This window comes from Sphingomonas sp., from assembly GCF_030145815.1.
GTDB lineage: Bacteria > Pseudomonadota > Alphaproteobacteria > Sphingomonadales > Sphingomonadaceae > Sphingomonas.
This window is the reverse complement of the sequence record NZ_JAIXHL010000036.1, coordinates 1-23,891: the sequence shown is the minus strand read 5'-3', so window position 1 is coordinate 23,891 and position 23,891 is coordinate 1. Positions and strand designations below refer to the sequence as shown.

Below are 23,891 nucleotides of genomic sequence, written 5' to 3'. Positions count from 1 at the left end.
ACCGGAAACGGCGACACCGCCATATCCGGCCTCCGGTTCCGCTTCGCTCCACCTCCGTCCGGATATGGCGGCGATGGGCTTAATCCACTAACAAACCTATCGGTCCACTCGGTGGGGGCAGATCAACCGCTTTCCAACCAGTTTTCGCCATTCCCGCCACACTTTGTCAGAATGAAACGATAGCTCTTTCCTACAAGTCCCGATCCGGCATATCTGCGATGTCCGATGCCGACCCCGGACGCTCTTTTCAGCTTTTTCTGCGCCCCGCGCATCCCGCCCAAAGCTGACAGAATCGCACGCGTTGCCCGTAACGTTGTCAGTTTCTACCACACCACTCGCCCCTTGAACTCCGGGACGAGGGCGCGGCCCTACTCCATAATCTCCAGCATCGTTACCGACTTGGCCGGCAGGCGCACGCTCACCGCGCTGCCCGCGACGCGGCCCGCGATAGGCTGGGGCTTCACCGCATCGGGGGCGTCGAAGCTGTTGATGCTGTTGACCTTCGCCGCCGTCAGCACCGTGCCGGCGGCGGATTTGGCCTTCACGCCCGGGATCTCCAGCCGCATCTCGGCAGGCTTGGCCGGATCGAGATTGACCAGCGACAGCCACAATTTCCCGTCGCTCGCGCGCACCGCGACCGCGTCGACGCGCGGGAGCGTGACATCGCCCTGACGATATTGCCCCGCGTCGAAGCTGACCGGCACCAGCGTCGCGTCCTGGAACGGCCGGTACATCTTGTGGATGTGATAGGTCGGGGTCAGCACCATCTTCGGCCCGTCGGTCAGGATCAGCGACTGAAGCACATTGACCATCTGTGCGATGTTGGCGCCCTGTACGCGATCGGCATGGCGCGCGAAGATGTTGAAGTTGAGCGCGGCGATGATGCCGTCGCGCAGCGAGTTCTGCTGCTGCAGGAAGCCCTCGGGCGATCCGGGCAGCTTGGCCAGCCACACGCCCCATTCGTCGACGATCAGCGGCACCTTCTTCTCGGGATCATATTTGTCCATGATCGCCGAATGGGTGCGGAGCCGCTCGTCCATCAGCAGGGTGGACTGGATCAGCTCGGCATATTCCTTCTCGGCGAAATTGACCGAGTCATAGGCCGGCGGCCACTTCACCAGCGTGTAGCTGTGCAGCGACAGCCCCTCGATGCCCCAGCTCCAGTCGCGAGCCTTCCATGCCTTCATCACCCCTTCGGTATAGGCGGTATCGCCATCGCTCGGCCCGACTGCGACGCGCAGCATCTGGTCCGGATTGGGCAAGGGTGCCGAGGGGTTGGCGGGGTTCGGAAACGCCTGTTGCGCCGGGTTGTAGTTGCGCGCGAACCGGGCGTAGCGCTTCAGCTCGTCGGTATAATATTCGGGCCGCATATTGCCGCCGCATCCCCAGCTTTCGTTGCCGATGCCGAGGAACCGGATCTTCCACGGCTCGGTCCGCCCGTTCGCCGCACGCTCCTGCCCCGCCGTGTTGCGGGTGTCGGCGGTCATATAGGCGACCCAGTCGGCGGCCTCCTTGTAGCTGCCCGAGCCAACATTGATCGACACGAACGCTTCAGCGCCGATCTGCTCGATGAAATCGAAGAATTCGTGCGTTCCGAACGCGTTATTCTCGATCGCTCCGCCCCAGTTGGAATTGACCGTCACGCGCCGCTTGGCCGGATCGCCGATGCCGTCGCGCCAGTGATATTCGTCGGCGAAGCAGCCGCCCGGCCAGCGCACATTCGGCACGCGAATCTCGCGCAATGCCGCCACCACGTCGCTGCGGATGCCGCGCACATTGGGGATGTTCGAATTCGGCCCGACCCATACGCCGCCATAGATGCCGGTGCCGAGATGCTCGGCGAACTGGCCGAAGATGTGGCGGTTGATCTTCGGCCCGGACTTGTCGGTCTGAACCGTGACCGTGACCGGAGCGTCGGACTGCTGCGCGAATGCGGGGACCGCCGTGGCGAGGAGCGACCCTGCCAGCATGAAGTGCTTCATCATCCTCTCCCTCCGGTCGGTGCGCTCAATGATTGTCGCGTGGCAATCCGCGCGTCTGGGCGATGCGCTGATAGGCTTCGCTGCCCTCCAGGATCGCGCCGCCCTCCATCTGGCCGACCAGATTGCGCTGGATTTCCTGCCACGGGGTCTGCGATGCCGGATAGGGATAGCCCCCCGCTGCCTCGAGTGCCCGGCGGCGTTCGGCCAGCTCGGCATCGGAAACCAGCATGTTCGCGGTCCCGGACTTCAAGTCGATCCGCACCCGGTCACCGTCGCGCAGCAATGCGAGACCACCCAGCGCCGCAGCTTCCGGCGATGCGTTGAGGATCGACGGGCTCCCGCTCGTTCCCGATTGCCGCCCGTCGCCCAAGCACGGCAGGCTGCGCACGCCGGCGGTGATCAGATAATCGGGCGGCCGCATGTTCACGACCTCCGCCGCGCCGGGATAGCCGATCGGCCCCGCCCCGCGCATGATCAGCAGCGTCTCGGCGGTGATCCCAAGGGCAGGATCGTCGATGCGTGCGTGATAATCCTCCGGCCCGTCGAACACGACCACTGGCCCCTCGAACGCTTCGGGATCGTCAGGGTTGGAGAGATACCGCGCGCGGAATTCGTCGGAGATCACGCTGGTCTTCATGATCGCCGAATCGAACAGATTGCCGCGCAGCACCAGGAAGCCTGCGGCGGGCTGGATCGGGTTCTCGAACGGGCGGATCACTCGCTCGTCCTCAATCGTCGCATTGCGGCAATTGTCGCCGATCGTGCGGCCATTGGCGGTCAATGCGCCTTCGTGGATCAGCCCGTGCCGCATCAATTGCGCCACCACCGCCGGGACGCCGCCCGCGCGGTAGTAATCCTCGCCCAGATACTCGCCCGCCGGCTGAAGGTTGACCAGCAGCGGCACCTCACGACCCACGGCCTGCCAATCGTCGATCGGCAGCTCGGCACCGATATGGCGCGCAATCGCGGCGAGATGGATCGGCGCATTGGTCGAGCCGCCGATCGCGCTGTTGACCCGGATCGCATTATGGAACGCCTCGCGCGTCAGCAGGTCGGAGGGCTTCAGATCCTCCCGCACCATCTCGACGATGCGCAGGCCGGTGCGGTACGCGACCTCCTGCCGGTCGCGATACGGCGCGGGGATCGCCGCCGATCCGGGCAGCGACATGCCGAGCGCCTCGGCAAGGCTGTTCATCGTCGTCGCCGTGCCCATCGTGTTGCAATAGCCGGTCGAGGGTGCGGACGAGGCGACGAGGCGGATGAATTCATCCGCGTCAATTTCCCCGGCCGCCAGCATCTCGCGCGCCTTCCACACGATCGTCCCCGATCCGGTCCGCTCGCCCTTGTGCCAGCCATTGAGCATCGGCCCCACCGACAGCGCGATGGCCGGGATGTTCACCGTCGCCGCCGCCATCAGGCACGCCGGCGTGGTCTTGTCGCACCCGATGGTCAGCACCACCCCGTCGAGCGGATAGCCGTAGAGCACCTCGACCAGCGCAAGATAGGCAAGGTTGCGGTCGAGCCCGGCAGTGGGCCGCTTGCCGGTTTCCTGGATCGGATGGACCGGAAATTCGATCGCGATCCCGCCCGCCTCGCGGATCCCCTCGCGCACCCGTTCGGCCAGCACCAGATGGTGGCGGTTGCACGGGCTCAAATCCGATCCCGTCTGGGCGATCCCGATGATCGGCTTGCCCGAACGCAGCTCGTCGAGGCTGAGGCCGAAATTGAGGTACCGTTCCAGATAGAGCGCGGTCATGTCGATATTGTCGGGGTTATCGAACCAGGCGCGCGAGCGCAGCGGCTTGTCGGTGGTCATCTTGGGCTCAATTTGTCGAGAGGCGGTAGATCATGACGTGGCGATACGGCTTGCCCGGATCGACCCGCGCCGATGCGAAGGCCGGCTTGTTCGGCGCATCGGGGAATTTCTGCGGCTCAAGCGCGATGCCGTCGCCCATGCGATAGATGCGCCCGCTACGCCCCGCGACGGTGCCGTCGAGAAAATTGCCGCTGTAGAATTGCAGCCCGGGCTCTGTGCTCAGCACTTCCAGGACGCGCCCCGACACCGGGTCTTCCAGCCGCGCGGCGAGCTGCGGCGTCGCGGTCTGGCCCTTGTCGAGCGCCCAGTTGTGATCATAGCCGCGCCCCGCGACGATCTGCGGATCGCGCCCGTCGCGCAGCCCTTCGGCGATCAGCCGGGGCTGGCGGAAATCGAACACTCCGCCCGGGACCGGTTTCAGCTCGCCGGTCGGGATCAGCGCCGCGTCGACCGGGGTATAGGCGCGCGCCGGGATCGTCAGCAGCTGGCGCGACGTGCCCTCGGGCGCACCGTCGCCGGCCATGTTGAACAGCGCGTGGTTGGTCATGTTGACGATGGTCGGCTTGTCGGTCGTCGCGTCGAATTCGATCGTCAGGTCGCCCTTGTCATCGAGCGCATAGGTGACCTTGACCTCCAGATTGCCGGGATAGCCCTGGTCGCCATCGGGGCTGGTCAGCGCCATCACGACGCGCGCGGTGGGACCGCTCGACACCGACAAAATCCGCCAGTTGCGCTTGTCGAAGCCCTGCACGCCGCCGTGCAGCGAATTGGCCTTGTCGTTCTGGGTCAACTGATAAACCCGCCCGTCGAGCGTGAAGCGTCCCGCGTCGATGCGGTTGGCATAGCGGCCGACGGTGACGCCGAAATAATTGGGCTTCTTTTCGTAATCGGCGGCATCGTCGAAGCCGAGCGTGATTTCGGCCGGTTTGCCTGCACGATCGGGCGCGACCAGCGACTGCAGCGTCGCGCCATAGGTGAGGATCCGAGCGGAAACGCCGCGCGTGTTTTTCAGCGTCACCGCCTCGATCGGCGTGCCGTCGGCCAGCTTGCCCGCGTCGCTGCGCACCGCGTCCGCAGCGTAAGCAGGAGTTGCAGTTGCGCAGAGCAGTGCCGCGACCATCATCACCCTCATCATCCGACTCCCCCTTTTGCCTTGCCCGGATTGACCGGTGTCGCGCTTGCTTATACTCCGACAAAATAACGGGCAAGCAAATTGCCGGACATGGAGGGGTTGCATGGCAGTGTCACCGATCAGCGCGACGAGTCCGCCTAGCGATGGAGCGTCGCCGCGCAGCTACCGCCCGGCGCTGACATTGCTTGCCAGCCTGTTTTTCATGTGGGGGTTCATCACCGTCATCAACGGGACGCTGCTGCCGCATCTGCGCAGCGTATTCGACCTCAACTACACCGAAACCACGCTGATCGAGAGCGTGTGGTTCATCGCCTATTTCGTCGCCTCGATCCCTTCGGCGAAGCTCATCGAGCGCATCGGCTATCAGAAAGCGCTGGTCACCGGACTGTTGATCATGGCGGCGGGGTCGCTCGGCATGATGCTGGCGGCGAGCATCCCGTCCTATGGCGTCACGCTGACCATGTTGTTCGTGATCGCTAGCGGGATCACGTTGCTGCAGGTCGCGGCGAACCCCTATGTGGCGGTGATTGGTCCGGCGGAGACGTCGTCGTCGCGGCTTAACCTGGTACAGGCGTTCAACTCGCTCGGCACCGTGCTCGCACCGTTGTTCGGTGCCTATCTGATCCTTGGCCGCTCGGTCGGCGGCACTGCCGAGCACGGCCGGGTGCTGACCCAGGCAGAGCGACTGGCGGACGCGCAGTCGGTGATCCTGCCCTATGGCCTGGTCGCGCTGGTGCTGGTGATCCTGGCGCTGATCATCGGCCGCTTCCCGCTGCCCGCGATGGGCAAGGCGACGGCGCGGATCAACGACGGTGTAGCAAAGACTGGCACTGCCTGGATCCGCTTCGTGACGCACCCGATGTGGCGGCACCGCAACCTCGTCTGGGGCGTGCCGGCCATCTTCATCTATCTGATCGCCGAGATCGGCGTCGCCAACCTGTTCGTCAATTTCGTCGCCCAGCCCAGCATCGCCAACCTGACGACCGAACAGGCGGGCCGTTACCTCACCCTGATGTGGCTGGGCATGATGGTCGGGCGCTTCGCGGGCGCCATCGCGATGCGCTGGATCAGGGCGGAGACGCTGCTCGCCTGCTTCAGCGTCGGCGCGTTCATCGTCATGCTGGTGACGGTGTTCGTCGACGGACCCGTAGCGATGTGGTCGCTGATCCTGGTCGGCCTGTTCCACTCGATCATGTTCCCGACGATCTTCACGCTCGGGATCAAGGGGCTGGGGCGTTATACCGAAGAAGCCTCAGGCCTCCTGATCATGGCTATTGCAGGCGGCGCGCTGGTTGCTGTGCAGGGCTGGCTGGCGGACAGTTTCGGCCTGCAGATGTCGTTCCTGCTGACCGCCGCGTGCGAGCTCTATGTACTGTGGTATGCGCTGTGGGGATCGAAGCCGGTTGAGGAAACCGACGCATGATCCGCGCCGCGATCCTCGCCGCCGCGCTGGCGCTGACGCAGACGACGCCAATGCCGGGGTCGAACCCGATCATCCGCGACAAGTTCACCGCCGACCCCGCGCCGCTCGTCGTCGGCAACCGGCTCTACCTCTATGTCGGACATGATGAGGCGCGCGGGGACGAGATGTTCAACATGCGCGAATGGCTGGTCTATTCAACCACCGACATGCGCAGCTAGACCGATCACGGTCCGATCATGAACGTCGCCGACTTCAAATGGGCGAAGAAGGATGCCTGGGCGGCGCAGGCGATTCAGAAGAACGGCAAATTCTGGTTCTACGCCGCGGTCGAGCATGACGACACGAACCCCGGCAAGGCGATCGGGGTCGCGGTGTCGGACACGCCGACCGGGCCGTTCGTCGATGCCAGGGGCAGCGCGCTCATCACCAACAGCATGACGCCCAAGGAGACGCATAGCTGGGAGGATATCGACCCCACGGTCTTCACCGACGACGATGGCAGCACCTGGATCGCGTGGGGCAATCGTCAGGCGTACATCGCCAAGCTCAAGCCGAACATGATCGAGATCGATGGCGCGATCACCGAGATCACGCCGCCGCATTTCGAGGAAGGGCCGTGGCTGCACATGCGCGGCAAGCTCTATTACCTCACCTACGCCTCGCTCGACCGCAAGACGCATACCGATGAGCGCGTGTCCTATTCCACCGCGCCGTCGATCACGGGGCCGTGGACCTATCGCGGCGAGCTGACCGGATCGGGCAAGAACAGCTTCACGATCCATCCCGGAATCGTGCAGTTCAAAAGCAATTGGTACCTGTTCCTGCACAATGCCGCGCTTACCATCGGCGATCAGCAGGGCGCGCTCGGTCGCCGCGCGGTGACGATCGAGCATCTGCGCTACGACCCCAACGGCCTGATGCAGCCCGTCGTCCAGACCGATGCGGGCGTAACCGCACCGCCACCCACTCGCTGATCCCAGAGGAGAAACGCCATGCTCTTCCGCGCTTCCGCATTTGTCGCCGCCCTGCTCGTCGCCGCTCCGGTTCAGGCGCAGAGCGATCGGATGACCCAAATTGCGACGCCCGCTCAGCCGAACGCGATCCCGCTCGACACCGGTCAGCTCCCCGGCGGCACAAACCCGGAAAGCTGGCACAGCCAATATGGCAGCGTGTTCGCGCGCAATGTGACCGAAGCGACGCTGACCCCCTTTCTTCCGGACCCAGCCAAGGCGACCGGCACTGCCGTGATCGTCGCGCCGGGCGGCGGCTTCCGCACGTTGTCGATGGAGAATGAAGGCTGGGCGGTGGCGCGCGCGCTGGCCGATCGCGGGATCGCCGCCTTCGTTCTCAAATACCGCCTCAATCAGACCCCGGCGGACATGGCCGGGTTCGAGGCCTCGATGCGCCAGATGTTCTCCGGCGCCGCGCGCCCCGCCCGCCCCTCTCCCGATGCGCAGCTCGCCGGGCTGGCGCCACAGATCACTGACGCGCGCGCCGCCTTCGCGCTGGTGCGCAAGCGTGCCGGAGAGTGGAGGATCGATCCGAACCGCATTGGCATGGTCGGCTTTTCGGCCGGCGCGATGCTGACGATGGCGACGACGGTCGCCGGGGTGGATGCCAAGCCCGCCTTTATCGGCAACATCTATGGTCCGCTGTCGGCGATGACGATCCCCGCTGATGCGCCGCCGCTATTCGTCGCGCTGGCGGCCGACGATCCGCTGTTCGGCAATATCGACTATGGCCTGGTCAATACGTGGCGCACCGCCAAGCGCCCGGTCGAGTTCCACCTCTACGAACAGGGTGGTCATGGTTTCGGCATGTATCCCAAGGAGACGACCAGCACCGGCTGGTTCGACGCCTTTGTCAGCTGGATGACGATGCACGGCTATCTGAAGCGCAAATAGCTTACAGCCTCCGCAACGCCTGCGCCGGACGAACCGACAGCACCGGCAGCGACCCAAGCAGCCCGATCCCGAGCGTCAGTAGCGCGCCCAATCCCAGCGTCGCCGCGACGATGCTCCAGTCGGGTGCCCAGCCGAACTCGAACACGCCGGTGATGACATACCACGCCGCCAGCCCGCCAAGCGCCAGCGCCAGCGCCGCGAGGGTCAGGGCGAGCAGCGCATATTCGAGCGCCTGTGCCGCAAGGATCTGCCGCCGCGTCGCACCCAATGTCTTGAGGATGACGCTGTCATAGCTGCGCGCCTGTCGCGACGCGGCGATCGCGCCGACCAGCACCGCGATGCCGGCGAGGATCGTCACCGATGCAGAGAGCAGGATCGCGGTCGCCATCTGGTCGAGGATCGTGCGTACCTGTCCCACCACCTCGCTTACCGCGATAATCGAGGCCGAGGGGAAGGCGCCGAGCAGCGCGCGCGACACCTTGCCCTCGTTCTTCGGCTCCATGTCGATGGTCGCGGTCAGGCTGTGCGGCGCGGCGGCAAGGGTGTTGGGCGAGAAGACGAGGATATAGTTGAAGCCCATCGTGTCCCAATTTACCTGTCGCAGCGACGCGATCCGCGCCGTAATCTCGCGACCGAGGATGCTGACGGTCATGGTGTCGCCGACGCCGACGTTGAGAAGCGTCGCGGCCTCACGGTCAAGCGAGACGAGCGGCGGCCCGGCATAATCCTTGGGCCACCATTGCCCGGCGACCAGCTCGCTGCCCTCTGGCAGCACGGCGGAGTAGGTCACGCCACGCTCGCCGCGCAGGAACCATGCGCCTTCGGGCAGGGTCTTGAGGTCGGCGACGCGGGTGTTGCCATAGGCGGTGATCGTGCCGCGCAACGACGGCACGATGTTGAGCTTTGCCTCGGGCGCCTCGCGCTTCACCAGCGCGGCGAAGGCGTCGCGGGATTCGGACGGGATATCGAGCACGAACTGGCTCGGCGCGCGTTGCGGCACCGCGCGCTCGATCTCGGCATCGAGGCTGGTCTGGATCGCGGCGAGCGTGACGAACAGGGTGAGCGCGAGGCCGAGCGCGATCACCAGCGCCACCGTCTGCGCGCCGGGTCGGTGCAGGTTGGACAGGGCGAGGCGCAGCAGCGGGCGACGCGGACGCGGCAGTTTGGCCGACACGCGACGGATCAGCGCGCCAATGCCGAGCAGCACGAGCAGCACCAGGGCCACCGCGCCTAGCACGGCGGCGGCGAAGATCGGCTCACGCGCGGTCACAAGCGCCAGCGTCACGACCAGCGCGCCAGCGAGGGCGACCAGCAGCGTGCTGCGGCGGTCGATCCGGCGCGATTCCTCGACCCCGCTGCGCAGCTGCGCAGCTGCCGGATGGGTGCGCGCGCGCGCCAGCGGCGGCATGGCAAAGGCAAAGGCGATCAGGAGGCCATAAGCGGCGCTGGTCACCAGCGGCAGCGGATAGATCGCGAAGCCCGGCGCGACCGGCAGCAGGTCACCCGCCAGCGCGACGAACGCGATCGGCAGCACCGCACCGACCACCAGCCCCGCACCCACGGCCAGCGCCGACGCGGCGGCGATCTGGAGAAGGTAGATGCGGCTGATATCGGCCGAAGTCGCGCCGAGGATCTTGAACGTCGCGATCCCGCCGCGCTTCTGCCCCAGATAGGAGGCGACGCCGTTGCTCACCCCGATCCCGGCGATGACCAACGCGGCCAAACCGATCAACGACAGAAACTGCCCCATCCGCTCGAAAAAGCGCACGGCGCCCGGTGCGGCACGGTCGCGGGTCTTGTATTCGAACCCGGCGGTGGCGAAGCGCTGCTTGAGGCCGTCAACCGCCTCTTCCGGCGTCACGCTGGGGTTGAGGCGGATGCGGTATTTGGTTTCGTACAGTGCGCCCGGCTGGAGCAGCCCTGTGCGCTTCATCCCGTCGAGCGAGACGATCGCCACGGGGCCGAGCGTGAACCCCTCCCCCACGCGGTCGGGCTCGTCGGCGATCATGCCGACGATGCGGAACTCAGCATCGCCATAGCGCATGCGGTCGCCGGCCTTGAGCAACAGCCGCTCCGACAGCGACTTGCCGATGAGGATCGCGTCGGGCGCGAGCGGGGCGTAGCGGCCCTGCTCCAAGGTCAGGCTTCCGTATAGCGGATAGCGGGCATCGACGCCCTTGAGTTCGGTCAGCACCGCGTCGGGTGCGCCCGCGATCGGCGTCGTGCGTCGCGCCATCGCACGCGTGCGGATCGTGTCACTGACCGTGCCGAGCGCGGTGAATGCCGCGCGCTCCTGCGCCGCTGCCTGGCGCTGGGTCATCCCCACCTCGACATCGCCACCGAGCAGCACCTGGCCGCGCGCGGAAATCTCGCCCGTGATAGACGCGGTCAGGCTGCCGATCGTCGCCAGCGTCGCGACGCCGAGAAACAGGCAGACGAGCAGCAGCCGCAGCCCGCGAAAACCGGCGTGCAGGTCACGCCGCGCGATGTTCCAGGCCGCGCGCCAGCCCAGGGCCCTCATGCAGCGCTGTCCGCAACGATATGCCCGTCGCGCATCGTGAGCACGCGGTCACAGCGGCTGGCGAGCGCTGGGTCATGGGTGATGATCAGCAACGTCGCGCCCGCCGCACGCTGGCGGTCGAACAATAGGTCGACGATCACGCCGCTGGTGGTGCCGTCGAGATTGCCGGTCGGTTCGTCGGCGAAGATGATGTCTGGCCGCCCCGCCACCGCACGGGCAATGGCGACGCGCTGCTGCTCGCCGCCCGACAGTTGCACCGGGTAATGGGTGAGGCGATGGCCGAGGCCGACCGCCTCAAGCTCCGTCGCCGCGCGCGCAAAGGCGTCGTCCGCGCCCGCCAGCTCCAGCGGCACCGCCACATTCTCCAGCGCGGTCATCGTCGGGAGCAAGTGAAACGCCTGCAGCACGATCCCCACCCGACCGCGCCGCGCGCGCGCCAGCCCATCCTCGTCCAGCGTGTCATAGGCGATGCCCGCAACACTCACGCTGCCGCCGCTCGCCTGTTCCAGCCCCGACAGGATCGCCATCAGCGACGATTTGCCCGATCCCGACGGACCGAGGATCGCGACGCTGCTCCCGCGCGCGATGTCGACATCGATTCCCTTGAGAATTTCGGTCGGCGCTTCGCGCGTTCCAAGCGTCAGGGTGACATTGCGCGCGCGGATTGCGATATCCGCCACCGGTTCGATCGACATAGGTGGAGATGACGTCCTTGATCAGAAAGCTTGCCCCATATGCGGGCGCGGTGCTGCTCCTCCAAGGGCTGAGCGCATGTTCGGGTGAAAATGATGCGGCGAACCAGTCGCTCGCGACCCCGCCGACCCCCATGGCAGTGGCCAGTGCCGGTGCGGAGAAGGCCGACACGCGGCTGGTCGTTGCCATGGGGGACAGCCTCTACGCCGGCTATGGCGTGCTGCCGCAGGAGAGTTTCCCGGCGCAGCTGGAGAAGGCGCTGGCAGCGCGCGGGATCGCCGCAACCGTCCGCAACGCTGGCGTGTCGGGCGATACCAGCTCGGCGGGCCTGCGCCGCCTGGCCTTCACGCTCGACGGGCTGGATCGCAAGCCGGACCTTGTGATGGTCAATCTGGGCGGCAACGACATGCTGCGCGGCATCGACCCGGCCGAGACACGCGCGAACCTGACCGCGATCTGCGAGGAACTGAAAAAGCGCGGCATCCCGATCATGCTCACCGGGATGATCGCTGCGCCGAATATGGGCCGCGATTATGCCGATGCATTCAACGCGATCTATGGCGATCTGGCAAAGCGCTATGACGCGGTGCTGTATCCGTTCTTTCTGGATCAGGTCGTGACCGACCCGGCACTGATGCTGCCCGACCGCATCCATCCCAACCCCAAGGGGCTGGAAAAGATCGTGGGCCGAGTCACGCCGCTTGTGGCGGCGGCGCTGAAACAGGACGCCACGGGCTAACATCCCCTTTTGGGTTGCCAACCGCCGCGGCGCTGCGTTACACCGACAGCAATCGATTGCAAAATGCGGTCGTCAGGTGGAGAGGATCATGCTGAAAGCGCATCTGCGTGCCGTTCCGCCGCTGTCTGCCCTCGGTTCCAACGGGATGTCTTGCCATGAAGATTGAGCTTCGCGCGGCCTGTGCCGCCACCCTGATGTGCGTCGCCCTCCCCGCCTCGGCGCAGGCGCTCAAGGTCGGTGCGGCCAAAGTCGACATCACGCCCAAACCGGCCGAGATGCCCAAGAACATGCTCGGCGTGCTCGACCCGCTCAACGTCCGCGCGATCGTGGTCGATGACGGCAAGACGCGCGCGGCCATGGTGACGGTCGATGCCGGGGCGATCATGACGGAGACGTGGCAGAACGTCGCCGCGCGGGTCGAGCGTGAGCTCAAGATCCCGACCAGCCAGTTGCTGCTGACCGCCAGCCACACCCACAGCGCGCCATGGATGCGCGGCCCGGCCTATGAAGCGCAGATTTTCGACGCGATCCGCAAGGCGGCGGCGGCGGCAAAGCCCGCGCGCATGGCCTATGGCACCGGCGTTTCCTATATCAACGTCAACCGCAACATCATCGACCCCAACAATCGCCGCTGGTGGGAGGGGCCGAATTATGAGGGCGTGTCGGACAAGACCGTCGCAGTGGTGCGGTTCGAAACGCTGGAGGGCGCGCCGATCGCGGTTTATTTCAACTATGGCGTGCATGCCGTGCTGACCGGCAATCTCGACCTGGTCAGCGCCGACCTGCCCGGTGCTGCGTCAAACTATATCGAACAGTCGCTGGGCGGGGACGCGGTCGCGGTCTATTCGAACGGCGCGGCGGGCGACCAGAATCCGATCTATTTCAACCAGACCTATGAGCTGCGCGCGATCCGCACCGCCGATTATGCCAAGCGCGGCGAGGATATCAGCAACGCGATGCCCCCGGGCGGCACCGGCATGGACCGCAACAATCCGCGTGTCGCGATGCTGATGGAACAGCAGAAGCAGATGGTGAAATCGATGGGCCAGATGCTCGGCGAGGAAGTGTTGCACGTCAGCCGCGCCAGCCTGGAGCGCCCCGTGGCGGAGGCGCGCATTCAGGGCGCGCAGACCAGCGTCACCTGCCCCGGCCGCAAGCGGCTGGACAAGGGCCGCGCGGGCTATCCCGGCACCTATGAGGATGCCGACCCGGTCAGCATCCGCCTGAGCCTGCTCAAGATCGGCGACACGGTGATCGGCGGGGTCGATGCCGAAGTGTTCACGACCATCGCCCAGCGCTTCAAGCGCGAATCGCCGTTCAAGCACAGCATGATGACGACCATCACCAACGGCATGGCGCCGTCCGGTTATATCCCGAACGATGCGGCGTTTGCCTACAACACGTTCGAAGTGGTGTCGTCGCGGCTGAAGCCGGGCTGCGCGGAGAGCGCGATCGTCAACGGCCTGCTCGATCTGATCGAGAAAGTCGACGCGAAGTGAGGCGGCGGGCCGCGTCGCTCAGTGCGACGCGGCCTGCGCCAGCGCGATGGCGCCGAGCGGCCCGGCGTCGGCGCCGAGACCTGCGGGCTGGATGATCTCATCGACCGCTTCAGTGGTGACGAAGGGCAGATAGCTTTCGAGCTGCGCAACGACGATCGCGCGCACCCAAGGCAGGATGAAGGCACGCGACAGCGCCACGCTGCCCCCGAACAGGATGCGGCGCGCCGACGTCGTCAGCAGGATCGCGCAGCACAATTCGGCAATGTCGGCGGCGACGTGGTGCCAGATCGGGTCTGCGTCGGATGCCGAAGCCGGGTCCATGCCGAAGCGCGCGGCGAGTGCCGGGCCCGACACCAGTCCCTCGATACAATCGCCGTGGAAGGGGCAGTTCCCGGCGAAACGATCACCGGACACGCGCCGCAACCGGATATGGCCGATCTCCGGATGCATCGCGCCATGCACCGGCTGTCCGCCGATCAGCAATCCACCGCCCAGTCCCGTGCCGATGGTGAGGTAGCAGAGGCTGTCGCACCCTGCCGCACCTCCCCAGCGATACTCCGCCAGCGCCGCGCCGTTGACGTCGGTGTCGATCGCCATCGGGCATGCTAGCCCCTCGCCCAGCAGCGCGGCCACCGGCGCGCCGGTCCAGCCTGGCTTGGGCGTCGCGAGGATCTGCCCGAACGTCGGATCGCGCGGATCGAGCTGGATCGGACCGAAACTGGCGATGCCCAGCCCCGCCAGCGGCGCGCTCGCCGCCCAGCCATCGAGGATCGCGCGCAATGCGGTCAACGTCGCGATCGGCTCACCCGTCGCGATGCTGTGCCGCTCCACAATCGCATTGCCCTCCGCCAGCACGGCAATCGCCTTGGTCCCGCCGAGTTCGATCCCCGCATAGCGGTTCATCCGTCCGTCTCCAGTCCAGCCGCATCGCCCTGCACCTGCAAGCGCAGCATCGGCGCAAAGGTCGCGCCGAAACGACGCGCATTCGCGTCGCTGCCGTCGCTTCCCCAGGCGTCGATGAAGCTGATCACCTGAAGATCGGGCAAGACCAGCCAGCTATAGGCCTGTTTCGGCGCCGCGTCAGGGTTGGCGAAAACCAGCCCGGTGCCGTTGAGCGGACGCCAGCCACCGTCGATCCGGTCACTGACCATGCCGTAGAGCCCGGTCGGACCGGTGGGACCATCGGGATTGAAGACATGCCGCTGGGTCGACCAGAAGAGGTAATAGAGCCCGCCAAGCATGACGACGTGCGGCCGCTCAAGCTCATTGTTTAGCCCATCCGCGCTGATCAGCGGCGGGCGGATGTCCCAGTCCGCCAGCGTGTCGTTGCGCGCGGTCGCCCAGCCGATACAGCCGTTGAAGGCGGAGGCAGAGTCCGCGAGCGACGCGGCAAAGAACACATGGTGCCGCCCGTCGCGCGGATCGCGGAAATAGGCGGGGTCGCGGAATGCCTTGATCGTGCCGACCGCGCCGCTGCCGGCGTCGCTCGCCATGTAGTGCGCAGGATCGCGGACCACGAATTCGCGCAGGTTACGCCAGTCGGTCAGTCGATATGCGCCATCAAGCGTCGCGTCGGCGCAGAACAGGCGCTGCTCGAAGGTCAGCGCCGCCTCCCCGCGCCGTCCGGTGGCAGTGAAGTACAGCGTCACCGTGCGCCGGTCGGCAGCAAGCAGCGCGGAGCCGGACCATTCACGACTGCCGGGCGCGAAGCCATCGGGCATGGCCGGGCCGAGCGGGTGCCAGCCGGTAGCGTCGCGCAGGATCAGGTGGATGCGGGCATGGCCGTGGCGCTCATCGGGATCGTCAAAGCATGGCGCGCCGAGCGCCATCCACAATGTCTTTCCGCCGGGCAATGCCGATGGCGTGCCGTCGGCATCCTGCACCGGCCACGCGTCCCAGATGTCGAGATCCGGCGCGACCCGAACCACGTCACTGTCCGTAATCAGCGAAGCGCTGTCGTGGCGAAGTCCCGCGAGCGCACGGACATGCTCTGGCGTCCATACTGCCATCGCCGCCTGCTCTGCAGCGACGGTCGCCGATGACGGGTTGATCGCGCTCATTGGACGACAGGTCCGGCCAGCCCATCCGGGCAAAACGCATCTACTCGCCGGATCAAGTCCACTCTCCCTTCTTCGGGTCCAAGAAACCTCCTTGCCGTGTTCGCACAGGTTTCGCAATCGATTGTGAATCCGTCTTGCAACATGCGGCCCGACGCGCTTCTATCGCCGCAGCCGGGCGCGCCGATGCGCTGCCCGGGACGGGAGGATGCACGGTGAAGATTGAACATATTGGGCGGCGCGGATTTCTGGCCGGAGCTACCGGCCTCGCGGCGCTGAGCGCTGGCACAGCAAGCGCGGCCGCATCGCAATTCCCCAAGCTCCCGCCGATGCCGCGCGCGTGGATCGATGCCGAACAGATCCCGCTCTGGCCCAACGGCACCCCCGCCGGCGGCTACACCGCCCGCGCGGTCCCCGCCGACTGGCCCGACATCATGGTCCGCAACATCGACACGCCGATGCTGCGGGTATTTCGTCCGGAGAAGTCGAACGGCCGCGCATTGCTGTCGATTCCGGGCGGCGCCTACACCTTCGTGTCGATCCTCAACGAAGGCGTCGATGTCGCCCGCGCAATGACGGCGCGCGGCTACACGGTGTTCGTCCTCACCTATCGCCTGCCGGACGAAGGCTGGGCGAAGCGCGAAGACGTACCGCTGCAGGATGCCCAGCGCGCGATCCGCGTGATCCGCACCAATGCTGGCCGCTATGGCTTCGACCCGGCGAAGGTCGCTGCGGTCGGCTTCTCTGCGGGCGGGCATCTCGGCGCGACGCTGGCGACGGGCTTTGCCGAAGCGGTCCACGCGCCGCGCGACGCGACCGACGCGCTCGACGCCCGGCCGGCTGCCACGGCGCTGATCTACCCCGTCATCAGCGCGACGGCGCCGGTGACGCATGGCGAGTCAGCGATGCGGCTGCTCGGCAACGCGCCCACGACCGAACTGATCGCAAAACGTTCGCCCGCCCAGCATGTCACCGCGCAAACCCCGCCCGTTTTCCTCGTCCACGCGCTCGATGACAGGGCGGTGCCGGCCGAGAACAGCATGATCATGCTGCGCGCGCTGCAGGCAGCGAACCGACCGGTCGAGCTGCATCTGTTCGAGGCGGGCAATCACGGTTTCGGCGTTGGGCGGCCCGACACGCCCGCTGGCCACTGGCCCGCTCTGTTCGCCGCCTGGCTCGACCGGCATCTGGGTTAGGCGCGATAGTCGTCGGCGTCGCGCTGCGCGAGCAGCGCGGCGAACGGCGCGCGCGACTTGTTCCAGCCGCACAGCAGCGCCAGCAATGTCGCGAACACGCCGCCGAGCAGGATCGCATAGCTGCTATCCGCCAGCCACTCGCCCAGCGCCCCCATCGCCAGCGGTGCCAGCACCGCGCTCACACAGGTGAAGAACAGCAGCAGCCCGGCGATCGACCCGTGCCGCCCCTTGTCGTAGCAGCTGATCCCGGTCGAATTGATCGTCGGATACAGCACCGACATGAACAGGCCGGTGGCGGGCAGCGCGAAGATCGCGACCTCCCGCCCCCCGATCACCGCGACCCAGAACAACGCCGCCATCGCCGCGCTGCATACCAGGATCACGCTCGCCCAGTCGAACCGCGCCAGCAGCCACACGCCCAGGAACCGCCCCGCCGCACGCAGCACGAAAAAGATCGACACGACATAGGCCGCCAGCCACAGCCATGATCCCGCATAATCGGCGAGATAGGTCGGCGCCCAGACATAGATCGCCGCCTCTGCCCCGACATAGAGCATCAACGCGGTCCCAAAGAAGCGCGCGGGGGGATCTCCGGCCATGCGGATTGCTTCGCTCGCGCGGACCGGTTCGGTGCGGGTGATGATCGGGCGTGGGAAACGCGCGACGGCCGATCCCAGCACCAGCAACGCGCAGAGCATCGCCGCGATGATATACACCCATTTCCAGCTCGCACCCTGCGTGAGCATGTACGCGACGATGGCCGGCCCGATGATCGCGCCGACGCCGAAAAACCCCTCGATCAGGTTCATCGTCCGCGCATGTTCCCCGGTCGAGCGCGACAGGTCGCCGATCAGCGCCAGCGCGCCCGACTTGAAGATGCCGATGCCGATGCCGGAGATGAACAACAGGCTGGTGAAGAACAGGAAATCATGCCCCGCCGCGAACAGCGCCGAGCTGACTCCGAACAGGACCAGGCCGATCAGGATCGTCGCCTTGCGCCCGATCCGGTCAGCGAGGAAGCCGAGCGCGATCGCCGAGATGCCGATCCCCGCCATGGTGGCATATTGGAACGACCCACCAGCGGTCAGGCCCAGCTGAAATTCGCGGATCACCTCGGGAATGACCGTGCCGACCGAGTCGGTGGTCATCGCGAACATCGCGAACATCAGGAACACCAGTGCCTTGAGCAACGTCGCAGCGCCGTCGCGTCCTGCCTGATCGTTCATCCCGCTCTCCAATCAATCATCGTGCGCGCCGAGAGAACGGAAAAGGCGGGAGGCGCATTGCCCCCCGCCCTTCCCGCAGTTGCGTTTCCGGTCAGGGCGTGACCCGGAAGCGAAGACCGATCGTGCGCGGGGTCGGCCCCGATCCCGACAACGGGCCGTTGGTGCCGACGAAGGTCGGCCCACGCTCGTCAGTCAGGTTGTTGCCGATCAGTGCCAGCTCGTAATCGCCGTATCGCACGCCCAGCGTCAGAGCCATGACGTTATAGGATGGCGCAGTGATACCATTGCCCTGCAAGCGGTCACCGCTGTGGCTAAGCGACAAATTGCCGAACAGGTTCACGCCACTCGCGATCTCGCCGTTATAGCCCGCATCGACGCGGAAGTTGTTCGACAGGGTGTTGGTTAGCCGCGCACCCGGCCGCAACAGCGGTTGGGCCGCCGCGACGATCGGATTGACGCGGGTATATTTGCTGTCGTTGAAGTTCCCGACAAAGCCTAGATTGAACCCCTTGAGCGGCGTGTTCCAGCGCAGTTCGAGATCGACGCCCTTGGTCTTCGCGTCGCCGAAATTGGCAAAGCCGTTGACGTTGGCAATCGAACCGGTGACCGACGTCTGCAGGTTGGTATATTCGAGCTGATAGAGGTTCAGGCCGATATTTACCGAGCGGTCGGCGCTGCGCCACTTCACGCCAAACTCGTAGTTGGTCGATGATTCCGGCTCCAGCGTGACGCCCGTCGGAACGCCCGCACCGGTGACCGACTGGACCTGCACCCGCGACTGGACGATGCCCGGACGGAAGCCGGTCGCCGCCGAGATGAACATCGTGAGATCATCGGTCGGCAGATAGGATAGGTTGACGCGCCAAGTGGTCACGTCCTTCGTGGTCGGGAGCGTCTCGGTCGCGTCGGCAAAGGCGCGATCGTCATGATATTGGCGCAAGCCCACCAGCGGGACCAGCTTGCCATCGAACAGCTCATAGCTGACCTCGCCGAAGAACGCATAGTTCTCGGTCAGCGTGTCATTGTCGGCGTTGATGACCACCCCAGGCAGGGTCAGTGCGTTCTCCTGCGGCCCCGACCCGTTCTGGTAGGACGCACCGACTAGCCATTTGAACGGCCCGCTGCCGTTTGAATTCAACCGCAATTCCTGCGCGAACATGCTCGGCAGGAACTGGCTCGAGAAGGAGCCGGCGGGCGAGAGCGGGATGTTGATCCCGAACACGCCGTCGAGCTGGCTGGTCGCGCTGGTGATCGAGAAGGCGTCGAAATCGACGGTCGCGGTCAGGCTGTAGAGCGTGAAGTCGCCGTTCGAGAAACCGTCCTGCCCGGCCGTGTTCTGGAAATAGGGCGGATTGACCGATGCGGTGAAGCCGGTAAAGCCCTGACGCGGGCGGAACTTCCAATATTGCGCGCGGATGTTGACGTTGTCCGCAGGGCGGAACAGCGCGACGACGCGGATGTCATCATTCTTGGCGACATTGACGCCGGTTTCATCGGGGGTGCCGTCGAACGCGCCATAATAGGCGTCGGCCCAGCCGGCATCGCGCGAGAAGCCGCCGCTAACGCGCACCGCCAGCATATCCTTGACGATCGGCACCGAAATCGCGCCAGCAACGCCATAGTTAAGGCCGTCGGCGCCGCGGGTCTGCGATGCCTCCGCCTCGAACGCATAGTCGAATTCCTTGAGGTTCGGATCGCGCGTGCGGAAGATGAACACGCCGCCCGACGAGCCCTGGCCATAGAGCGTGCCCTGCGGCCCGCGCAGCACTTCGACCCGGTCGATGTCGAGGAAGCGCACCGGCGGCGCGATGCCGAAATTGGTGACGATGAACGGCGCGTCATCGAGATAATAGCCGATCGGCGAGTCGCCATTTTGCGTCACGCTGCCGCGCAGATTGTAGAAGCGCGATCCGTTGGACTGGCGGAACCCTTCGAACGCGCCCGGCACGCTCGACACCAGGTCGCCGATGGTGCTGATATTGCGTTCCTTCAGCTCTTCGCCGTCGAACGCCTGGATCGCCAGCGGCACTTCCTGCAGCGCCTGTGCACCGCCCTTTTGCGCGGTCACGACGACCTCATCGGTCGCCGATTCCTGCGCGGTTGTGGGTTCGCTCTGCGCAAATGCCGGGGCTGCCCCCAGACCACTGACGACCGCAATGGCCGCGACTGACGTGCAGAAACGCTTCATTGTCCTCTCCCCGGTTATTTTTTCAATCGATTGCATAAAATGGCATGAGTGGGCCGAAAACTATCGTCAAGAATCGCCCCGGCCCCAGGCGATCCCGACGCCCCTTATGGCGATGGGCGCGCAAAGGCGCGGCGCAGCGCCTCGATCTTCGCGCGCGTGAACTGCTTGGCTTGCGGTGAGTCCGCCGACAGCTGATCGAACCCATGATAGGCGCCGGGAATGACCTGCAACTCGGTCGGCACTCCCGCCTCATTTAACCGCCGGGCATAGTCGATATCTTCGCTGACGAAGAGATCGACCCCGCCGACCTGAATGAAGGCAGGCGGCAGCCCGACCAGGTTCGGGGTCCGGGCCGGCACGGCACGCGCGGGCACCGTGTTGGTCCCCGGCGCCTGCCCCAGAAACGCCTTCCAGCCATATTGGTTTTCGGATGCGCTCCACCCGACCGTCGCGATATGGCCGGGCAGCTTCACCGCGCCGCCGGTGCGATCGTCGAGCATCGGATAGACCAAGGCCTGGAACGCGATCGGGATCTCGCCACGATCGCGCGCGGTGATCGCCAGCAGCGCGGCATGGCCGCCGCCCGCGCTCTCGCCGGTCACTGCGATGCGGCTGCGGTCGAGGCCCAGCTCCGCCGCGCTGTGATACATCCAGCGCAGTCCGGCATAATTGTCCTCGATCGAGCCTTCAAAAGTCGTTTCGGGCGCGAGGCGATATTCGACGCTGACGATCACCGCATCCAGCTCGCGCGCCATGTCCTGCAGCCGGCGTACATCGGTCGCTGCCGTGCCGAGGATATAGCCACCGCCATGGGTGTGGAGGATTCCGGGGCGGCTCGTCCCCGCCTTCGCATTGATCACGAACAGCTTGACCTGCGGCGCGCCGGCGGGGCCGGGGATCAACTTCTCCACCACCGGGATATCGGCGTGGCGCGGAGGCACCGGCGGCCCACCGCCGCGCTTGCGCGACGACAGCACCATTGCCTCGTCGATCGTCCCCATCATTTTGGAAAAGCCGATCGCCATGCGTGCGCCCGCACGCAGTTCCGGCGCGATCGGCGCGAGCTTGGCTTCATCTTCGGCCGAGAGCTGGACCGGCGGCGGCCCCTGCTGCGCCAGCGCGGGCACGGGCATGGTCGCGACGCTGAGCAAAGCGGCTCCACAGACGATGGAAATCCTCGCGCGCATCCCACTCTCCCAACCACTTATCGTTCGGACTCGGGTCCGTTATGGCGACATCCTATTAGCAATCGATTGCAAGTCAACTCCACCAAAGTCGTAGGTCGCGTGACGCTTGGGCTCAGCTGGACTCGCGGACGATCAGTTCGGGGGTCAGGATCGTCGATCCGGTCGCGTCGCCCGCGATGCGCTTCATCAGGCTGTCGACCAGATGCGCCGCACCGGCGGAGAGGTTCTGACGTACCGTCGAGAGCGGCGGGGCACTGGTGCGCGCCAGATACAAGTCGTCATAGCCGACCACTCTCACGTCCCCCGGCACCGACAGGCCGCGCGTCGCCAGCACCTGAATCGCCGTCAGCGCGATCAAATCGGATGCGGCGAAGATGCCGTCGGGCAGGATGTCGGATTGATCCAGAAACGCATCGATATCCGATCCGCTGACTTCCGAATCGAAATGGGTCGTCGCATCGACCAGCCGGATCCCGTCCTGCGCGGCGATCGCAGCCTTGGCACCTTCAAGGCGCAAGGACGGCTCGATCGCCTGAGTATTGCCGAGAAACGCGATCTTGCGACAGCCACGATCGATCAGATGCTGGGTCGCGAGCCGCCCGCCGAGGAAATTGTCGGTGCCGACCGAGCAATGGATCTGCCCCTGCACGAACCCGCCCCAGGCGACGAGCGGCAGATAGTCGGCGGCGGTGCGATCGAGCACCTGCGACTGGTCCGACTGGCCGACGATGATGAAGCCATCGACACGGTCGGCGTCGATCAGCCGCGCCAACCAATTGTCCTGATTGGGAATGACGCGCGACAGCATCAGGTCGAACCCGCGCTCGCTCAGCTCGTCGGCGAGATAGCCGATCAGCGTCATGAAGAACGGGTCGGACAGATGCTGTCCGCGATCATGGCCCAGCGGCACCACCACGCCGATCGCGCCGCGCTGCTTGGTGCGCAGATTGCGGGCGAGCGCGCTGGGGCGGAAGTCGTGTTTCTCGGCAAGCTTGCGGATGCGTTCGGAGGTCTTGCTATTGACCATCGTCTTGCCCGCCAGCGCGCGCGATACGGTCGCTGCCGACACGCCCGCCAGTTCGGCGAGGTCGTAGATGGTCTTGATCTTGCGCGCCAAATTCCGCCTCCCCCTCACGCAACCATGGGGATAGGGTCGCGCCGCCCCCTTTGCAACAAGCCCGTCCCCGGTTGCAGCCTAGTCGCGCCGGAACCGGACGAGGTCGATCGCGCGTGCCATCGCCGCATTGCCCGCGTCGTTGGGGTGGACGTTATCGCCCGGATCATAGGCCGGGTTGAGCCGCGTTGGACGCGCCGGATCACGCAGCACCGCGTCGAAATCGACCAGCGCGTCGAACTTGCCGCTCGACCGGATCCACTGGTTCACCGCCTGGCGCAGCGCCTCGGTCTTCTCGCTATACAGCCATGTCCCTTCGGTCGGCGCGATCGTCCCACCCATCACCTTGATCCCGTGCAGATGGGCACGGTCGATGAATTGTGAATAGGCCGCGATCAGATCGTCCGCAGTCACCGCCTCGCTCGCGGGTATCCCCGGAATCGCCGCGAAGTTGATGTCGTTGATCCCCTCCAGCAGGATCACCCAGCGCACGCCGGGCCGCGCGAGCACGTCGCGGTCAAATCGGGCCAGCGCGGACAGCCCGGCCCCGTCGCGACGCACCCGGTTGCCCGAAATCCCCATGTTGATGACCGACAGGTGCCGCGTGCGGACATCCCCCTGCAACCGCTCGGCCAGCAGCTCCGGCCACGCCCGTCCTGCGTCCGGCGTCGTGCCATAGCCATCGGTAATCGAGTCACCAAAGGCGACGATCGTGCCCGCTTTGGCATCCGCCTGCACCGCCAGCCCGCTCAGCCCGCTCAGCCAGAAATAAGACCGGTTGGTGTCCGCGCCGGGTAGGACCGCGTCGCCGGTGCGGTCGCCCTTGGCGACATAGCTAGTGCGCAGTCCCAGCGGATGCAGCGTATTGACTGCGACATCGTCGGGAAGGTGGATCGACACCGCGAGCAGCTCCAGCGCCGCAACGTCGAGCGCGACGGGATCGCTGAACACCACCGCGCCCGGCTGGATCGTGACGCCCGCCTGCCCGGCAAAGCTGAGCGCCCGCGACGTATCCGCGCGGATCGCCCCGGCTTGCGCGCTCTTGGCAATCGTCGCGCGGCCGATGCGCAGCGGCTCCCCGCCGCTCGCATTGGAAAATTGCACCCGCCACACGCTGCCTTTGATGGTCGGGCGGATCACCATGCGCACCGTCTGATCCTGCAGTCGTTCCGGCGTCGGCAGGATCGGCGAGGGCGTTGCGGGCGGCGGCGGCG

At 66.0% G+C, this 23,891-nt stretch carries 19 protein-coding genes and 1 pseudogene; 8 read left to right on the top strand and 12 right to left on the bottom strand.

All coding sequences use genetic code 11. From position 1 onward, the window contains the following. Positions 1 to 91, top strand: a pseudogene (locus tag KYX69_RS20855) (integrase catalytic subunit); the annotation flags it as partial. A gap of 277 nt (positions 92 to 368) precedes the next feature. Here the strand turns inward: KYX69_RS20855 and KYX69_RS20850 are convergent. Genes KYX69_RS20850 through KYX69_RS20840 form a run of 3 tightly spaced genes read right to left on the bottom strand, consistent with a single transcriptional unit; the run spans position 369 to position 4,930 of the window. Further along, the gene (locus KYX69_RS20850) at positions 369 to 1,982 is read right to left on the bottom strand and encodes an alpha-L-arabinofuranosidase C-terminal domain-containing protein (protein ID WP_300501133.1); all 1,614 of its coding nucleotides are present in this window, start codon (positions 1,980 to 1,982) and stop codon (positions 369 to 371) included. A 25-nt stretch (positions 1,983 to 2,007) separates the two neighbouring features. Next, on the bottom strand, positions 2,008 to 3,798 hold the full coding sequence (locus KYX69_RS20845; RefSeq protein WP_300501131.1) for an IlvD/Edd family dehydratase: 1,791 nt from the start codon (positions 3,796 to 3,798) through the stop codon (positions 2,008 to 2,010). Positions 3,799 to 3,805: 7 nt separating this feature from the next. Beyond that, complete coding sequence (locus tag KYX69_RS20840; RefSeq protein ID WP_300501129.1) at positions 3,806 to 4,930, bottom strand: aldose epimerase family protein; 1,125 nt, start codon at positions 4,928 to 4,930, stop codon at positions 3,806 to 3,808. A 103-nt stretch (positions 4,931 to 5,033) separates the two neighbouring features. Here KYX69_RS20840 and KYX69_RS20835 point away from each other — a divergent pair, with 103 nt between their 5' ends. From KYX69_RS20835 to KYX69_RS20820, 4 genes are read left to right on the top strand one after another with little or no spacing between them, the layout of a single operon-like run. Continuing rightward, entirely contained in the window at positions 5,034 to 6,353 is a 1,320-nt protein-coding gene (locus tag KYX69_RS20835) for a sugar MFS transporter (RefSeq protein WP_300501127.1), read from the top strand. Further along, complete coding sequence (locus tag KYX69_RS20830; protein ID WP_300501125.1) at positions 6,350 to 6,571, top strand: hypothetical protein; 222 nt, start codon at positions 6,350 to 6,352, stop codon at positions 6,569 to 6,571. The genes KYX69_RS20835 and KYX69_RS20830 overlap by 4 nt, the downstream gene beginning before the upstream one ends. A gap of 18 nt (positions 6,572 to 6,589) precedes the next feature. Beyond that, positions 6,590 to 7,327 (top strand): family 43 glycosylhydrolase, encoded by a 738-nt coding sequence (locus KYX69_RS20825; protein WP_300501123.1) that lies wholly within the window; start codon positions 6,590 to 6,592, stop codon positions 7,325 to 7,327. A gap of 18 nt (positions 7,328 to 7,345) precedes the next feature. Continuing rightward, entirely contained in the window at positions 7,346 to 8,257 is a 912-nt protein-coding gene (locus KYX69_RS20820; RefSeq protein WP_300501121.1) for an alpha/beta hydrolase, read from the top strand. Position 8,258: 1 nt separating this feature from the next. Here the strand turns inward: KYX69_RS20820 and KYX69_RS20815 are convergent, their stop codons facing one another. Beyond that, positions 8,259 to 10,778, bottom strand: coding sequence for an FtsX-like permease family protein (locus KYX69_RS20815; RefSeq protein ID WP_300501119.1), 2,520 nt, complete (start codon positions 10,776 to 10,778; stop codon positions 8,259 to 8,261). Then, positions 10,775 to 11,473 carry an ABC transporter ATP-binding protein gene (locus KYX69_RS20810; protein ID WP_300501117.1) on the bottom strand — a complete coding sequence of 233 codons (699 nt, stop codon included), beginning with the start codon at positions 11,471 to 11,473 and terminating at the stop codon, positions 10,775 to 10,777. The genes KYX69_RS20815 and KYX69_RS20810 overlap by 4 nt, the downstream gene beginning before the upstream one ends. 8 nt (positions 11,474 to 11,481) lie before the next feature. On the opposite strand from KYX69_RS20810, the gene KYX69_RS20805 reads away from it, so the two are divergent. Next, positions 11,482 to 12,210 (top strand): GDSL-type esterase/lipase family protein, encoded by a 729-nt coding sequence (locus tag KYX69_RS20805; protein ID WP_300501115.1) that lies wholly within the window; start codon positions 11,482 to 11,484, stop codon positions 12,208 to 12,210. Between the two features lie 155 nt (positions 12,211 to 12,365). Next, on the top strand, positions 12,366 to 13,709 hold the full coding sequence (locus KYX69_RS20800; protein WP_300501113.1) for a neutral/alkaline non-lysosomal ceramidase N-terminal domain-containing protein: 1,344 nt from the start codon (positions 12,366 to 12,368) through the stop codon (positions 13,707 to 13,709). Positions 13,710 to 13,727: 18 nt separating this feature from the next. On the opposite strand, the gene KYX69_RS20795 is transcribed toward KYX69_RS20800, so the two are convergent. Together KYX69_RS20795 and KYX69_RS20790 are read right to left on the bottom strand one after the other, a co-directional pair. After that, a complete protein-coding gene (locus KYX69_RS20795) occupies positions 13,728 to 14,612 on the bottom strand; it encodes an ROK family protein (RefSeq protein ID WP_300501111.1) in 885 nt (294 codons plus the stop codon). Continuing rightward, entirely contained in the window at positions 14,609 to 15,769 is a 1,161-nt protein-coding gene (locus KYX69_RS20790; protein ID WP_300501110.1) for a glycoside hydrolase family 68 protein, read from the bottom strand. Before KYX69_RS20790 ends, KYX69_RS20795 begins: the two co-directional genes overlap by 4 nt. Before the next feature lie 212 nt (positions 15,770 to 15,981). Between KYX69_RS20790 and KYX69_RS20785 the strand changes: the two genes are divergently transcribed. After that, positions 15,982 to 16,962, top strand: coding sequence for an alpha/beta hydrolase (locus tag KYX69_RS20785; RefSeq protein WP_300501108.1), 981 nt, complete (start codon positions 15,982 to 15,984; stop codon positions 16,960 to 16,962). On the opposite strand, the gene KYX69_RS20780 is transcribed toward KYX69_RS20785, so the two are convergent. The 5 genes from KYX69_RS20780 to KYX69_RS20760 all read right to left on the bottom strand — a co-directional run. Next, complete coding sequence (locus KYX69_RS20780) at positions 16,959 to 18,188, bottom strand: MFS transporter (RefSeq protein ID WP_300501106.1); 1,230 nt, start codon at positions 18,186 to 18,188, stop codon at positions 16,959 to 16,961. The genes KYX69_RS20785 and KYX69_RS20780 overlap by 4 nt on opposite strands. A gap of 91 nt (positions 18,189 to 18,279) precedes the next feature. Next, complete coding sequence (locus tag KYX69_RS20775) at positions 18,280 to 20,376, bottom strand: TonB-dependent receptor (RefSeq protein WP_300501104.1); 2,097 nt, start codon at positions 20,374 to 20,376, stop codon at positions 18,280 to 18,282. A gap of 104 nt (positions 20,377 to 20,480) precedes the next feature. Continuing rightward, positions 20,481 to 21,563 (bottom strand): alpha/beta hydrolase, encoded by a 1,083-nt coding sequence (locus tag KYX69_RS20770; protein ID WP_300501103.1) that lies wholly within the window; start codon positions 21,561 to 21,563, stop codon positions 20,481 to 20,483. A gap of 112 nt (positions 21,564 to 21,675) precedes the next feature. Beyond that, positions 21,676 to 22,680, bottom strand: coding sequence for a LacI family DNA-binding transcriptional regulator (locus KYX69_RS20765; protein ID WP_300501101.1), 1,005 nt, complete (start codon positions 22,678 to 22,680; stop codon positions 21,676 to 21,678). 78 nt (positions 22,681 to 22,758) lie between these two features. Then, the coding region (locus KYX69_RS20760; protein ID WP_300501099.1) for an SGNH/GDSL hydrolase family protein at positions 22,759 to 23,891 on the bottom strand (1,133 nt) is incomplete at its 5' end.

Excerpts from the sequence above, each read along its gene's own strand:
- KYX69_RS20850 (WP_300501133.1), bottom strand. The coding sequence starts at position 1,982 with ATGAAGCACTTCATGCTGGCAGGGTCGCTCCTCGCCACGGCGGTCCCC.
- KYX69_RS20845 (WP_300501131.1), bottom strand. The coding sequence starts at position 3,798 with ATGACCACCGACAAGCCGCTGCGCTCGCGCGCCTGGTTCGATAACCCC.
- KYX69_RS20840 (WP_300501129.1), bottom strand. The coding sequence starts at position 4,930 with ATGAGGGTGATGATGGTCGCGGCACTGCTCTGCGCAACTGCAACTCCT.
- KYX69_RS20835 (WP_300501127.1), top strand. The coding sequence starts at position 5,034 with ATGGCAGTGTCACCGATCAGCGCGACGAGTCCGCCTAGCGATGGAGCG.
- KYX69_RS20830 (WP_300501125.1), top strand. The coding sequence starts at position 6,350 with ATGATCCGCGCCGCGATCCTCGCCGCCGCGCTGGCGCTGACGCAGACG.
- KYX69_RS20825 (WP_300501123.1), top strand. The coding sequence starts at position 6,590 with ATGAACGTCGCCGACTTCAAATGGGCGAAGAAGGATGCCTGGGCGGCG.
- KYX69_RS20820 (WP_300501121.1), top strand. The coding sequence starts at position 7,346 with ATGCTCTTCCGCGCTTCCGCATTTGTCGCCGCCCTGCTCGTCGCCGCT.
- KYX69_RS20815 (WP_300501119.1), bottom strand. The coding sequence starts at position 10,778 with ATGAGGGCCCTGGGCTGGCGCGCGGCCTGGAACATCGCGCGGCGTGAC.
- KYX69_RS20810 (WP_300501117.1), bottom strand. The coding sequence starts at position 11,473 with ATGTCGATCGAACCGGTGGCGGATATCGCAATCCGCGCGCGCAATGTC.
- KYX69_RS20805 (WP_300501115.1), top strand. The coding sequence starts at position 11,482 with ATGACGTCCTTGATCAGAAAGCTTGCCCCATATGCGGGCGCGGTGCTG.
- KYX69_RS20800 (WP_300501113.1), top strand. The coding sequence starts at position 12,366 with ATGAAGATTGAGCTTCGCGCGGCCTGTGCCGCCACCCTGATGTGCGTC.
- KYX69_RS20795 (WP_300501111.1), bottom strand. The coding sequence starts at position 14,612 with ATGAACCGCTATGCGGGGATCGAACTCGGCGGGACCAAGGCGATTGCC.
- KYX69_RS20790 (WP_300501110.1), bottom strand. The coding sequence starts at position 15,769 with ATGAGCGCGATCAACCCGTCATCGGCGACCGTCGCTGCAGAGCAGGCG.
- KYX69_RS20780 (WP_300501106.1), bottom strand. The coding sequence starts at position 18,188 with ATGAACGATCAGGCAGGACGCGACGGCGCTGCGACGTTGCTCAAGGCA.
- KYX69_RS20775 (WP_300501104.1), bottom strand. The coding sequence starts at position 20,376 with ATGAAGCGTTTCTGCACGTCAGTCGCGGCCATTGCGGTCGTCAGTGGT.
- KYX69_RS20770 (WP_300501103.1), bottom strand. The coding sequence starts at position 21,563 with ATGCGCGCGAGGATTTCCATCGTCTGTGGAGCCGCTTTGCTCAGCGTC.